The organism is Flavobacterium sp. UBA4854 (genome assembly GCF_002399805.1).
In the GTDB taxonomy this organism is placed as follows: domain Bacteria; phylum Bacteroidota; class Bacteroidia; order Flavobacteriales; family Flavobacteriaceae; genus Flavobacterium; species Flavobacterium ginsengisoli.
This window is the reverse complement of sequence record NZ_DHEI01000021.1, coordinates 1-15,045: the sequence shown is the minus strand read 5'-3', so window position 1 is coordinate 15,045 and position 15,045 is coordinate 1. Positions and strand designations below refer to the sequence as shown.

Below are 15,045 nucleotides of genomic sequence, written 5' to 3'. Positions count from 1 at the left end.
GAAGAATTTCCTCCTGCCTGTGGAATACCGTGAACCGCGAAGTGTTTAGGCTCAGCAATAATAGAACGATCCGATTTTAAATCGTCTCCTTGCAATCCTTTGATGAATGCCAAACCAATTTCACTGTTTAAAAATGCATCTTCACCAAAAGTTTCTGCAACTCTTCCCCATCTTGGCTCGCGTCCTAAATCTAAGTTTGGTCCAAAACCAAAATGAACTCCATGAGCTCTAGCTTCCATACCAATTACTTTTCCAACTTTATCCAGAACAGAAGTGTCCCAAGTAGCTCCAAGACCAATGTTCATTGGAAAAGCAGTACTTCCTTCGTCTAAATATCCGTGAAGCATTTCACACATAATCAGTGCCGGAATCCCCCAACGGTTTCCTTTGATTACATTAGTCTGCAAATCATTGATCATTTTCGCTGAACGCGGATAAAGATCATGAATTGCTCCAATGCCCAATTTCCCGATTTTTTCAGCAGACTTACCTTTAGCAAAATCTTCTTTCTCCTTAAAAAAATCTCCTCTATACATATCCATCTGACGCACTTTTTCTTCAAGTGTCATATGGCTTAACAAGTCTTTTACTCTATCTTCAACAGGAGCTTTTGCATCTTGATAAAGATATTTTTTCTGGGCGTGGGTCTGGTTTAAAAAACCAACAGCCATTACAAAAATAATGGCCGTTTTTCTCATTCTTAATTGTAACATAGTTGTGTGTGTTTAATTTTGGATCACTTTAAGCTTTGTCCCATTCACAAAATCATCGTGTGAAATAAAAAAGGTATTAAGTGATTTTCCGTTTAGCTCAATCGAATTGATTTTTCCACCGTTATTGAGTTGTCTTTCAATTACAATGCTTTCTTTTTTATAATATCTTGGATCTAATTTGATCGTCACTCTATGAAACATTGGCGCTGTAATGGTGTAAATTGGATCTCCTGGAGAAATTGGATAAATTCCCATCATCGAATAAACTAACCAAGCCGACATTGTTCCTGTATCGTCATTTCCTGGCAATCCTTTTGGTTCATTTTTAAAATATTCTTGAACCAATTTCTTTACCATATCCTGAGCTTTATATTCTTCGCCTTTTACATAATTGAATAAATAAGGATTTGCAATGTCTGGTTCGTTTGCCATATCAAACTGTTTGATATCAAAGATTTTCTGCAATTGCGCCGAAAAAGCTTGATCACCGCCCATTAATTTCTTTAATCCGATAATGTCGTGCGGAACCATAAAAGCGTACTGCCAAGCATTTCCTTCAATAAAACCAACATTTTCTTCAAAATTAGCTCCAGAAGCAGGATTAAAAGGCTCGTACCATTTTCCGTCAGGCGTTCTTGGACGAAGCAGATTTAAGTTTTTATCAAATAATTTTCTGTAGGATAAAGAACGTTCTTTAAAACGTTTTACATTGTCTTTGTCTCCGAATTCATTGGCCATAAGCGAAATGGAATAATCTGAAATATTGTATTCCTGAGTCGTCGAAACTGGACCTCTATGATCGGTTGTCAAATATCCTTTTTTGATATAATCTTTCAATCCCGGACGAAGCGGATTATTTTCAATATTATCTGCGCCCTTCAACATTGCGTAATAGGCTTTACTAACATCAAAATCATGAATCCCTCTCATATAAGTATCTGTAATTACTATACTTGCAGGATCTCCAACCATGGTAAAAGTTTCAGTGGAATTCAATTCCCATTTTGGTAACCAGCCGTTTTCATCGAACATATCCAACATACTTTTTACCATATCCGATTGCTGTTTTGGATAAACCAAAGACATTAACGGATGTACATTTCTATACGTGTCCCACAAAGAAAATACGGTATAACGAGTATCTTTGGTTTTACGAATTTCACTTCTTTTGATTACGGGATATTGTCCGTTAATATCATTTAAAGTATTTGGATGAATTAAAGTGTGATACAAAGCTGTGTAGAAAATCGTGTTTTCATCTTTTGTACCACCTTCAACCAAAATTTTAGACAATTCTTCGTTCCATTCGTTATAGGTTTCCTTGTAAATTGCGTCAAAAGATCTGTTCCCCACTTCTTTTGCTAAGTTTTCACGAGCATTTTCGATACTTACGTACGAAATTCCGATCTTCACTTCAACCGTTTCTTGTTTATCGAATTTATAGGTGAAATAGCTTCCAATACTATCCCCCACAACGGTTTTGATTGTATTTTCCATCATTCTGGTTTTTCCGTTGTAGCCCATCCATTGTGCTTCGACACCGTTGTATTTCGCAGTTTTTTTCCAAACTCCGAATTTATCGGCAGGTTTAGAAAATTGAGCCACAAAATAAACCGGATAAGCATCTTCTGGGCTATTGTAACAGAATGATCCAACAGAACGCATTCCTTCAATCTCTGTTGAAGAAACCACTTTTATCATGGCACCTTCTTCATTCGTTAATCCTAAACCAAGATTTAGCAAAATATTAGATTGCCCTTTCGGGAAAGTGAATCTGCTAATCCCAACTCGTTTTGAAGCTGTAAATTCGCCTTTTACTTTGTACTTATCAATGTTTACGCTATAATAAGCAGCTTTTGCAACTTCATTAGAATAAGTAGAACCATATTTTAAATGATCGATTTCTACTGCTCCAGTCGTTGGCATCAATAAAATAACGCCCAATTCTGGACAGCCGACTCCACTTAAATTCACTTGACTAAATCCTGTCAAAAAAGTATTTTCATTCACATACGGATTCGAAAGCCATTGACTGTCTTTTTCCATAGGTGTATTTTTAACTCCAGCCACATTAAACGGACTGATACTTGCCATTCCGCGAGGAGCAATTGGTCCAGGATAAGCCGCTCCATAGTTGGAAGTCCCAATAAACGGATTAACAAAATCGGCAGGTTCTTGCGCAAAAATAGTAATGCTAAAAAACAGCATGCAAAAAATACATGCTGTTTGAAATTTGTTTGTATTTAAAACCATAGGTTTCATTCTTATCTGTTAATCGCTTCGATTTTTAAAGTCCAAGCTTCTTTTGCAGGAAGATTGTTTCTTAAGCTTTCTGGAATTACTACTTTAAATCCGTTTCCTTCTTTTGTCCATTTTAAAGAAGTTTTAGAACCTAACATCGTAATCTTTGTTCCTTTTTTAGGACTGATATCTTTTACAGTAACTTCAGCAGGAATTTTGTCTTCTCCTTCTTTAGCTAAATAAAATGCAAATACATTTCCAGCTTTATTTTGTGTAAAACAAATGTTTTCTTCTTTGTAAGGCTCGATTGGTTTTGTATTGTAAATCGCTGTGCTGTTTACTTTCATCCAATCTCCGTAAGCTTGTAATAAATCGTAAGCTCCCTTATCCCATTCTCCTTCTGGACTTGGAGCAACGTTTAATAATAAATTTCCGCCTTTAGCTACAATATCAATCAGCAAATGAATTCCTTGTCTACCAGTCATGTATGTTGCACCTGGAGAATAAGACCATCCACCACCAGCTGGAATACAAGATTCCCAAGGATAAGGCAAAGTTTTAGCAGGAACACGTCCTTCTGGAGTTAAGTAGTTTTGGTTTTTACCATGAACCGCTCTATCAACCACAATTAAACCTGGTTGTTTCTGACGCGCTTTAATTACCAATTCATCCATTTTAGGATCTTGATCTACTACTCTGTGTTTGATGAAACCATTTTTAGATTCGTTTTCTGTAAACTTCTCGTCGTAGTTTTCTTTGATGTTTACTTGATCTCTTTTTCTAACCCATCCTCCATCTAACCATAAGATATCTACTTTACCGTAATTAGAAAGAATTTCTAAGATTTGGTTGTGCGTGAAATCAACATATTTCTGCCATTTTTCTGGATATAAAGACGGATCGTAGTTTACGTTTCTGTCGAATGGCGGAAAATATGGATCCCAGTAGTTTTCGTTATGCCAGTCTGGCTTAGAGAAATAAGCTCCTGTTGAAATCCCTTCGCCTCTAAAAGAATTGAAAATCTCTTTTAGAACATCTGCTTTCGGGTTGGTATGAAAAGGAACATCTTTACTAGTAATCTTGTAATCAGAATATTTAGTATCGTACATATTGAAACCATCATGGTGTTTGGTGGTAAAAACCATGTATTTCATTCCAGCATATTTAGCCGCTTTTGCCCATTTTGCAGGGTCGAATTTTACAGGATTAAAAGTCTTTCTTAATCCTTCGTAATCTTTAATATAGTCATTATAATTAGATGGATTACTTCCTTTTTTACGTTCACACCATCCATAATCTTCAGGACAAATAGACCAAGATTCTACAATACCCCACTGGCTATAAGTTCCCCAGTGCATTAGCAAACCAAATTTTTTGCCTTGCCATTCGTCTAAGTTTTTCAAAACTAACGGATCTGTTTCTGGTACGTATCTTTCATCTTCATAAATCGCCTGAGCGAATATCTGAGCTGAAAATAAAAGGGCGATTATGAATATTCCTTTTTTCATCTTTGATCTAATTTATAATTTATTATTCTTTGTTTTTTAGTTTAGTTTATCAAGTATCGGTTGATCTGTAAAAGTTAATTCTTTTGGAGTGTTTTCGTTAAGTTGCTCCAATACAACAAACTTATTTTCACCTTTGTTCAAGCAACAACCTGGTACGTATAGCGTTTGCTGCGGGCCTACTTTCCAGTAGCGTCCAAGATTGTGTCCGTTAACAAATACAATTCCTTTTCCCCAATTGGTCATATCAAGAAAAGTATCGGCTGGTTTCTCAATGTTTACTGTAGATTCATATAAAACTGGACGTCCCGATTTTATCGTTTCGTTTTTAATAACTGGCACTTCACTCATTGGCATTTTATACATTTCCCAACCACCACTAATTTCATATTCATTAATGAATACAGGAGAAATAATACCTTTAGTATTATGTACAATTTCAGCTCCGTAATTAATACGTCCCATATTTTCAACAAGAATTTCTAAAATGCCGTTGAAAGGAATAGAAACTGTCAGCTCGTAATTATTGAAAACTCTATTCAATTCACCCACCTTAACTCCATTTACATAAACGGTAGCAAAGTCTCTCAATCCCTCAATTTTCAATTTGCCAGAAGAAATTGGCTGCGTAAATCTTTTTCGATACAAAACATATCCATTTCCCTGACTTAATTTTTCAAATGTTAAAGGCTGATCATTTACAACCGCTTTTTCTTTTTTAATCCAGCTTAAAACATCCATACTTGATTTGACAGGCTGATTAGGATATTTTGTAACTGGTATTTTCTCAGGAATTGGTGCTAATTTTGTTTTAGAATACTTTTGCATTACTTCACGTATTGCCATATATTTTGGTGTTGCCCAACCTGCTTCACTAATTGGAGCATCATAATCATAGCTTGTAATATCAGGCTGAATATCCATTTCTTCATTATAATTTGCTCCAGAAGTAAATCCGAAATTAGTACCGCCGTGCACCATATAATAATTAAAAGAAACACCTGCATCAAGATACTTTTTAGTCTGACTTGCAATCTCTTCTGATCCAATTTTAATAAATGGTTCTGCCCAATGATCCAGCCAGCCAGAATAAAACTCTGCGACCATGTAAGGCCCTTGCCCTTTGTGGTATTTATCAACCTGTTTTTTTAAATTCTCTATATTTGATTCTCCATTTGCAGTTGGCAACACGCCTTCAACCATACCACCTTCAAACAGCCAAGCACCATCAGAAGTAAAAAAAGGTTCTGGAAATCCAGTTTCTTTAAGCATATTATAAATTGCAGTTTTGTATGCTTTATGATCTTCAGCACTAATATCGGTTCTTTGAGAAACATAAGAACCAAATTCATTTTCAGCCTGAACCATAATAATTGGGCCTCCTTGATTAGCAAAATTTCCTTTTACTACTGCATACAAATTTTCCAGATACGTTTTACAAGCTTCTAAAAATGCTTTATTATTGGTACGAATTACTAAATCTGGATTGTTTTGCAACCACCAAGGGTAGCCTCCAAACTCCCATTCACCACATGCATACGGACCTGGTCTAAGAATTACATATAATCCTTCACTTTTAGCAATGCGTAAAAACTCTGCCAAATCTCTATTTCCTGTTTTAAAATCCCATACACCCGGCTCAATTTCATGATAATTCCAAAACACATAAGTTGCCACAGTATTCAATCCCATCGCTTTAATCATTTGCAATCGATGTCTCCAATACTCTTTAGGAATACGCTCATAGTGCATTTCTCCTGAATGTATTTTTATAATTTTCCCATCTTTTTGAAATTCTCCATTAGATATAGAAAATCCTTTGGTTTGCGCCTTTCGTAAAAAACGGCATCACGCAAATCAATAATACACCGAGTTTAAATAATATCTTATTCATTTTTTAAAATATTTAATTCACCAAAATCTCATCGACAAATAACCAAGAGCTTTCTCCTTTTGGACTTTTCTTTAAGTTGCCACCGATTACTTTTACAAAACGTGCATTTTGTTTTTGGAAATTGATTTTGAAATCTTTCAACTCCGGAACTGGATTTGCTGCATACGGACGTGTTATTTTTCCAACTTGCGTATATTTAATTCCATCAGTAGAAATTAAAACTTTTACTTGAATTGGGAAATTAACTCCTGCGCCTTGACTTTCTAAAGCTCCAACTGATACTTGCTCAATACTTTCTACTTTTTCAAGATCAATTACCAATTCCATATCATTAACCAACCAAGCTTGCCATTGTCCGTCATGAAAATTTTTACTTCCGCGAATGGCATTTACCATAGTATTAGCATCTCCCTTATAATTCTCATTAAAAGGCGTTAAGTATTTTACTTTTTTCGCAAATCCTTTATGGAAAACAATAGTATCAGTAAATGTTTTTCCAACTGGTTTTTCGTCTTGAAATAAAGAAGCTTTTAAAACTGTAGTTGCTGCAATTTCAATTGGAGCTGGTATATTTTATAGCATGGTGATCGATGCTTTGGTTTCCTAAAACATAGCGGATATCTGGATTTGGAAATTCATTTTTCAATTCCACTTTCACTTGTTTATTTGCCAAATCTGCTGTAGAAGAAGCCGTTACCAAATAAGCGCTTTTTGCATAATTTAATCCCTGATAATCGTAACGTTTAAACATTGAGAACAATCTCGATGTAAAATCGTTCCAATTGCGTTTCTCTTTCGGACTCCATAAAGTCTCTGATAAAGCAGCTAATCTTGGAAAAATCATATATTCAGAATCTTTTGGACCAGCGATATGTTCTGCCCACAAATTGGCTTGTCCGCCTAAAATATGCGAAGCTTCTTCAGGAGTCATTCCTTGTACAACTGGATCAAACTGATATACTTTATTCAACGGATTATAAGCATCAAAGGCTAAAGGTTCTTCATTTTGAGGTCCTTGATAGAAGTTAAAATAACAAGGAGATTCTGGAGACATAATCACATCGTGGCCTTGTTTAGCCGCTTCTGCACCGATTTTCTCGCCTCTCCAGCACATAATTGTTGCACTAGGATTTAATCCGCCTTCCAATACTTCGTCCCAACCGATTAGTTTTTTACCTTTAGAATTAACATATTTTTCAATACGTTTGACGAAATAGCTTTGTAATTCTGCTACACTTTTTAAGTGTTCGTCTTTAATTCTTTTTTGGCAGTGCGGACATTTTGCCCAATTGGTTTTAGTCGCTTCATCACCTCCAATATGAACATATTTTGAAGGAAAAATTGCCATTACTTCGTCTAAAACATTCTGTAAAAACTCAAACGTATTTTCTTTACCTGCACAGTAAATATCTGTTAAAGGCCAAACTCCTCCAGAAGGAACTCCAATTCTCTGCTCAAAACAAGCCAATTCTGGATAAGAAGCAATTGCACTGCTTACGTGTGCTGGCATTTCAATTTCTGGAATTACTTCAATTCCTTTTGTTGCTGCGTATTTTACGATTTCTTTTAATTCTTCTTGCGTGAAGAATCCACCATAAGTTCCTTTTTCGTCAGGATTTGTAGTCAATCTAGCGTTCCAGCTTCTGTTTTCCTGATCTACTCTCCATGCACCAACCTCTGTTAGTTTTGGATATTTTTTAATTTCGATTCTCCAGCCTTGATCGTCAACTAAATGCATGTGCAAAACGTTCATTTTATGCGCTGCCAAACGATCGATTGTCGCTAAAACATAATTTTTATCAAAGAAATGACGTGAAAAATCCAACATTAAACCTCTCCATTTAAAACGAGGTTCATCATTAATAGTCAAACTTGGAATCTGCCATTTTGCAGAAGTAATTGCAAACTGACTTTCAATTGCTTCAGGAAGTAATTGTCTGATACTTTCTAAAGCGTATAGAAAACCATTATTCCCTTTTGCAGAAATAATAATATTAGTCGGATTTACATCTAAAACGTAAGCTTCATTCTTTAAGTTTGGATCTGTTTTTAATAAAACATAATTACTCGCAGGCGCTTTTGTAGTCACTTCTGGTTTCCATCCTGCAGCAGTCCCAAATTTAGAAGCCAAAGCATTTGCAGCATCTTTTTGGAAATCACCGTTTACTACAAATTTTGTGTCTTTTGTGAATTCAAAAACACCTGTTTTTATCAGAGTCTGACTCGGTTTCGGAATGATACGTATATCACTTTCCGTGTAAACTTTCTGCGCGTTAGCCGAGAAAATTGAAGTGATAACGGTTAATAGGAATAGTAATTTTTTCATTCTTTGTTTTTTGGTTTCTCTTCTTAATCCTTTATTGAAAGAAAAAGTGAGATAGTTTTTTTTAGTTTAGTTTGTCATTTCGACTGAAAGGAGAAATCACACTAGAGACTCGTCACAGAATGTCGCTAATCTTTGTCGAATCCCAAGTGTGATTCCTCGTTCCTCGGAATGACAAAACTGTGTCATAAAACTTTGTCAAAGTTTGAAACTTTGACAAAGTTCTAAACATAATAATTATTTCTCCCAAGACATTTTAAATTTCGCGTCTTCCATTCTATGTCCTTTTACATCATCAGAAACGGCGAAATTAAATCCTGATCTTAAACTGTAACCTGCGTATTCACCATTTTTATTCAAAGCAATAAAACCAACTTGTAGGTATTCCATGTCTTTATGGTTTTTATGTTTGTTGTAAATACGTTCTGTAATTTCTTTACAAGCATCATAAGGAGATTTTCCCTGACGCATTAATTCGACAACCATGGCACTTCCGGCAGTTCTAATAACCGCTTCTCCCAAGCCAGTTGCCGCTGCAGCTCCAACTTCGTTGTCCAAGAAAAGACCCGCGCCGATTATTGGGGAGTCACCGACGCGTCCGTGCATTTTCCAAGCTGCACCGCTCGTGGTACATCCGCCAGAAAGGTTGCCATCTTGGTCTAACATTAGCATGCTTATGGTATCGTGATTTTCTATATTGATAACTGGTTTGTATTTTGATTCTTCCAGCCATTTTTTCCAGTCTTTTTCAGATTCAGGAGTCAAAAGATTTTCTTCTTTAAATCCTTCTGATAAAGCAAATTGTTTCGCTCCTTGTCCTGCTAACATCACATGGGGCGTATTTTGCAATACTCTTTTTGCAACAGAAATGGGGTGCATAATTCCTTCTAGGAAACAAACAGAACCGCAATTACTATTATGATCCATAATACAGGCATCAAGAGTTACTTTTCCTTCACGATCTGGATATCCTCCGTAACCAACGCTACGAACATTCGGATCTGCTTCAGGTATTTTCATTCCAGCTTCGATTGCATCTAAAGCTGATTTTCCTTCTTTTAGGTTTTTCCAAGATTCTTTATTCGCAGGCAAACCGTGATTCCATGTCGAAATAATAATTGGTTTGATCTGCTTTTTTTCTTTTGGTTCTGCTGTTTCTTCATTTTCATGATTGGCAGCAAATCCGCTTACGCCCAAAACAGAACTTATGGCTAAAGTGCCTAAAGTGGTTTTCTTAATAAAATCTCTTCTATTTGACATGTCTTTTGGTTTTAATTCAACTTTGAGAAACAAAATGTTCTTAATGTTGCTAATTTAATCAGTAATAATTTTTAATCCCAGTAAAATCGACTACAAGGCCGATTTTACGGCTGCAATTGTTTTTAAATTACTATCCGATAAGGCATTTCCGTCAAAAAATGAAACCCCTGTTGCGCCATTTTTCTTAGCCAGCAAAATCGCTTCTTTCAATTCTGCATCCGATTTTAAACCTGGAATGTAAATTCCTGTATTTACTTTCGTTGGTTTTCCTTCTAAATCGGCTACGCCTTGTTTTGTTGCGTAACCAACCCAGTCAATTTCTTCATCATAAAAACTGTGATAAATCATTGGGTAAACTTCATCAATATTCCATTTATCCCAACGCTGGCGCACCATGTGATCTGCCATTTCTGGATAAGGAAATACTGCTGCCGTTAATTTTTTATTGTATTTGTGTCCGATTTTATACGCATCGTCCACAACCGCTTTTACTGCATTTAATCTGAAATTTTTCCACTCCATATCAATTGAAGTGTTGTGGCTATTTTTTGGATTTTTGTGATGTTCTTTTTCGAATTTGCTTACGCAGGCATCACAATAACAGAAATCAAATTGTGGTAATTCTACATCTTGAACCAAGTTATATTTTGGTAATAAACTAATTGGCAGGAAAATATCTGGGAAACGAATGTAATCTAAATGTACGCTTTCGATTCCTTCTACTTTTGCTAAACCTTCAACCAAACCTAAAACGTGGTTTCTGGATTCTTCTTTAGTTGGGCAAAGCCATTGGTAATAATCTACATACGGACGGTTATCAAAACAAGATTTTCCTTCTTTACTTACTTGATACCAATCTGGATGCTGTAAAGCGATTGAATCATTTGGACGATTCATAGCCATAATCCAAGCGTGTACTTTTAGTCCTTCTTTTTTTGCAAGCGGAACTAATCTTGCTAATAGTTTCGGATCGGTTTGTGTGTTAATTAAAACTTCATCAATTCCGCCATCTTTGTATTTTTTGAATTCTTTTGAATAATCTGCATCCGATTTTTTAGCATCAGCAGTTGTCCAGACTCCAAAAGTGAATTTCCCGTTTTCTTCTGCTTTAGCATCTTTTTGTCGGCACGAGAATAAACTCAGCGAAAGCGCCAAAACTACAATCTTTGAAAAGTTCTGAAATTTATTCGTTCGTAATAATTTTACCATCTTCTTTAATTATTAAGGTTTTGTTTGAAAAAGGACTCTTTACCAAGATATTAAATCCTGATGAATGATTTTCTAAAACTGGTTTTAAAACTTTTCCATCAACAACTATATTTTTTTTACTGATACTTTGTAGTGATTTTGCCCAAGATTTATTTTTATCGAAATATCTCTTTTGAGCACGGTACAACGTATAAAGTTCCCATTTTACTTTTTCTTCCTGCGGAATTGAAAATTTGTCATCGCTTTCTTTTGAAGAGAAGTATACATAAGCCCATTTTTCGGGCTCATGCATATTTATCACTCCCATAGGCGACCAAACCCAATTGTATTCTGGGAGAAATTTTCCTTCTTTATCTTTTTTGCGTTCATATTTTCCATCAACAATATCATGTTGCCAATTTACACGAGAGAAATTGACTCTCCAAAATTTATCTTTCGGAACAATATCATCAAAATAAGATGTTTTATAAACCGACCACGGAATAGCAATTTCTAATGTCCAGCCTTTATCAGTATCTGAAGCATTATTCAAAGTCCCGTCGACTTTTACCGCCGATTTTAATCCGTCGATATTCCAATCGTTTAAAACCGTGTTTTTTTCGCGGTAAGGTTTATTGATAAATAAATCCCAAGCAGTATTTAATGCGTTTATTTCCAATTCATAATAATTGTGAGTATCATTATCTGGATCGATAAAAACCTCAAAATCATTATTATAAAAAATAATAGTATCGCGTTGTTTTAGATTTGCCCAAACATGAGGCTCTTCCATTTTTGCCAGGATATAGTAGTATTTATCGTCCCATAACATTTTGACTTGAGTCTTGTATTTTGGAGTTTCAACGCCTTCTATGTCGACAAAAGGTGTTGTCCAAGATGCTTTTTCCCAGTCTTTATCTGCGCCGTCTCCGTCAATAACAATTTCTTTTGAAGTTTTATAGGCAATATAACTTTTTGGTGTAACCTCTTTTTCAGATTGCGCATAACCCATCAAACCAACAAAAAAAACGGCAAGGGACAATAAAATACTTCTACTATGCATCTTTATATTATAAACTATTATCTTTTGTAAATTGAATTACTTCACTTATTTTTCCGAAAGCGATTGCTACGTGAGTATCTGCAGCACCGTAATAAACTGCTAATTTATCTTCTTCAAAATCGTGTAAAGCTGCACAAGGGAAAACTACGTTTGGAACATCTCCAACCATTTCATAAGTCTCTGCAGGTCCTAATAAATAAGGCTGTGTTCTGTATTTTACTTGATCTGGCGAATCAACATCTAAAAGTGCTGAACCCATTGCATAACGGAAACCATTGCAAGTATTAATAACTCCGTGGTATATCATTAACCAACCTTCTTCAGTTAAAATTGGAATTGGTCCTGCTCCCACTTTTGTACACTGCCAAGCGCTTTGCTCAAACGGACTTGGTTTCATCACCAATCTGTGTTCTCCCCAATATTTCATATCTGGGCTATAGCTAATCCAAATATCTCCAAATGGCGTGTGTCCGTTGTCACTTGGACGGCTTAACATTGCGTATTTACCATTAATTTTTTGTGGAAATAAAACTCCGTTTCTGTTGAATGGTAAAAAGGCATTTTCACATTGGAAAAATTCTTTAAAGTCAAAAGTATAACCAATACCAATTGTTGGTCCGTTGTAACCGTTACACCAAGTAATCCAGTAACGATCTTCGATCCAAACCACACGAGGATCATATTTATAAGCGGATTCGATCATTTCTGTATTTCCAGATTTCATCTCAATTGGTTCGTGATTGATGTCCCAATTGATACCATCTTTACTGAAACCAGCAAAAATATTCATCTGAACCGCTTTGTTATCACATCTGAAAACCCCAGCATATCCGTCTCCAAAAGGTACAACTGCACTATTGAATATACTGTTTGATGAAGGAATCGAATATCTGTCGATAATTGGATTCTCAGAATATCTCCACATTACATCTTTACTGTTTTCGGGTCTGTCTTGCCAAGGAATAGTACTCATTTTTTGTTTTTTTTATTTATTAGTTTTTTTATTCTTTTATACTTTTGTTTGTGACTGTTGTTTTGAACTATCACACACAGTTTTGTCATTTCGACGAAGGAGAAATCTCCACGAGTAACTCTACAAAGATTGGCAACTTACGAGATGGAGCTTTTTGCGAAGATTTCTCCTTCGTCGAAATGACAAACTGTATGGTAAAACTTTGTCAAAGTTTGAAACTTTGACAAAGTTGCTACACGTATTATTCTTCTATCTTACGAACTCTATCCAGCCAAGTAAACTTCAACACTGTAGTTGTCACTAAGAAAACTACCAAAGCCACACCCGCTTTTGGATAATCTCTAATGATGAAATAAATTGGAAGCAGAATCATACTTGACTGCCATACAATACCAATTACACAATTCATCATATCTAGATAGAAATCATTATTTTTTTGGAAAGATTGATCTTCCGCTTTTAATTGTTTGTAAACTGGAGTCCAGAATCCCCAAGGTCTAACATTGCTGTAGAAAGATTTTAGGACTTCCATATCAGTTGGTTTGCTTAAGTAAGTTCCTAAAAGACAACCTAATATTGACATTCCGAAAATTAATGGAAATAAGTAAATGGACGGCACTTGCGAAAGATCATGCAAGAATGTTCCAGGTGCTAGATTTCCTTTGCTTTGGTCTAAAATAAATTGAAGAGAAGCCGCGATTAATCCACCAACCATTCCCCAGAAATAACCCCATCCGTTGAAACGCCACCAAATCCATTTTAAGAAGTTGGCTGCAACGTAACCTCCGTACAAAGCACTTGTAATCCAAAGTGTTAATGAGTTAATTGAATCTGCGAAGAATCCCATGAAAACTCCTAAACCAACCACTAAGAAAGATGAAATCTGACTTACTTTGATATAATGTTTATTTGAAGCAACTGGCTTGAAATATTTTTTATAAATATCATTTACGATATAAGCTGGTCCTGCATTTACGAAAGCCGAGAATCCAGACATGAACGCCGCTAATAAACCTGCAAGAAGAATTCCTTTAATTCCAACTGGGATATAAAGATTTACGACTTTTGGCATTAACAATTCTAAATCCGCGCCGGTTAAATTTACGTTTGCATTTAATTCTGGTGCTAAATTCACTAAAGCAATAACTACAATTCCTGTAATTAATAAATATCTAGGAATGAATAAAATCAAGTTCGTGAAACCACTCATATAAGCCGCTTCTTTTACAGATTTTGTAGAAAGAACACGTTGTAAATCATAACTTGGAGTTGGTCCTGCAACACTCGCGAAGAATCCTTTGAATAAAGTCATTCCAATGAAAGCGCCAAACATTTTGTAACCTTCTGTGTCAATTAATCTATTGAAAGTTTCGAATTTATCGCTCCATTGTGTTTCGAACTCCCATCCGAAGAAAACATTCTTCCATTCTGGTGTAATAACCGAATTGATCTGAATATCTGTATAATTGATGAATGCATAACCAGCGATTAAAACTCCAGCAACAATCATAATAATATATTGTACTACTTCTGTCGCAACTACAGAAAACATTCCGCCTTTAACGGTATAAATGGTTGTTAAGAAAATGATTAACAAAGCATAAGCTTGCTCAGACGTTAAGAAAACTGAACCGTTCATGTGAACAGTTAAATCCCAAGGAAGAATAATGGTTACAAATTTTCCGATTCCAACGAAGAAATAAGCGATAAAACCAATTGTAGAAATAATAGCAAAAATCGCTACAATAATATGCGATGCTTTTCCTGCTTTATCACTTCCAAAACGAGTTAAAATCCATTCAGAACCGGTCATTACTTTTGATCTTCTAATCCAGACTGCGAGGAACATCATGACAAAAATTTGATTCCAGATTGGCCAAAGCCA

Annotated in this window: 9 protein-coding genes and 1 pseudogene; all 10 read right to left on the bottom strand. The window is 35.5% G+C overall.

The window, feature by feature from the left end; genetic code table 11:
- Nucleotides 1-713 (bottom strand): glycoside hydrolase family 3 N-terminal domain-containing protein (locus B3J44_RS02290; RefSeq protein ID WP_286965472.1); only part of this gene is annotated, 713 nt, incomplete at its 3' end.
- 12 nt (nt 714-725) lie between these two features.
- Nucleotides 726-2,966, bottom strand: a complete 2,241-nt coding sequence (locus B3J44_RS02285) for a GH92 family glycosyl hydrolase (RefSeq protein ID WP_286965470.1) — start codon at nt 2,964-2,966, stop codon at nt 726-728.
- An 11-nt stretch (nt 2,967-2,977) separates the two neighbouring features.
- Nucleotides 2,978-4,462: an alpha-L-fucosidase gene (locus B3J44_RS02280; RefSeq protein WP_286965468.1), complete on the bottom strand. Its 1,485-nt coding sequence runs from the start codon at nt 4,460-4,462 to the stop codon at nt 2,978-2,980.
- 36 nt (nt 4,463-4,498) lie between these two features.
- On the bottom strand, nt 4,499-6,211 hold the full coding sequence (locus B3J44_RS02275; protein WP_286965465.1) for a beta-galactosidase: 1,713 nt from the start codon (nt 6,209-6,211) through the stop codon (nt 4,499-4,501).
- Nucleotides 6,212-6,365: 154 nt separating this feature from the next.
- A pseudogene (locus B3J44_RS02265) lies at nt 6,366-8,679 on the bottom strand (beta-N-acetylhexosaminidase).
- Between the two features lie 234 nt (nt 8,680-8,913).
- Entirely contained in the window at nt 8,914-9,936 is a 1,023-nt protein-coding gene (locus tag B3J44_RS02260) for an isoaspartyl peptidase/L-asparaginase family protein (RefSeq protein ID WP_286965459.1), read from the bottom strand.
- Nucleotides 9,937-10,026: 90 nt separating this feature from the next.
- Entirely contained in the window at nt 10,027-11,145 is a 1,119-nt protein-coding gene (locus B3J44_RS02255; RefSeq protein WP_286965457.1) for a putative glycoside hydrolase, read from the bottom strand.
- On the bottom strand, nt 11,120-12,187 hold the full coding sequence (locus B3J44_RS02250) for a carbohydrate-binding family 9-like protein (RefSeq protein ID WP_286965455.1): 1,068 nt from the start codon (nt 12,185-12,187) through the stop codon (nt 11,120-11,122). Before B3J44_RS02250 ends, B3J44_RS02255 begins: the two co-directional genes overlap by 26 nt.
- A gap of 7 nt (nt 12,188-12,194) precedes the next feature.
- Nucleotides 12,195-13,160, bottom strand: a complete 966-nt coding sequence (locus tag B3J44_RS02245; RefSeq protein WP_286965453.1) for a glycoside hydrolase family 130 protein — start codon at nt 13,158-13,160, stop codon at nt 12,195-12,197.
- Nucleotides 13,161-13,401: 241 nt separating this feature from the next.
- Nucleotides 13,402-15,045, bottom strand: a 1,644-nt coding sequence (locus B3J44_RS02240; protein ID WP_286965451.1) for a sodium:solute symporter family protein, incomplete at its 5' end; no start/stop codon positions are given.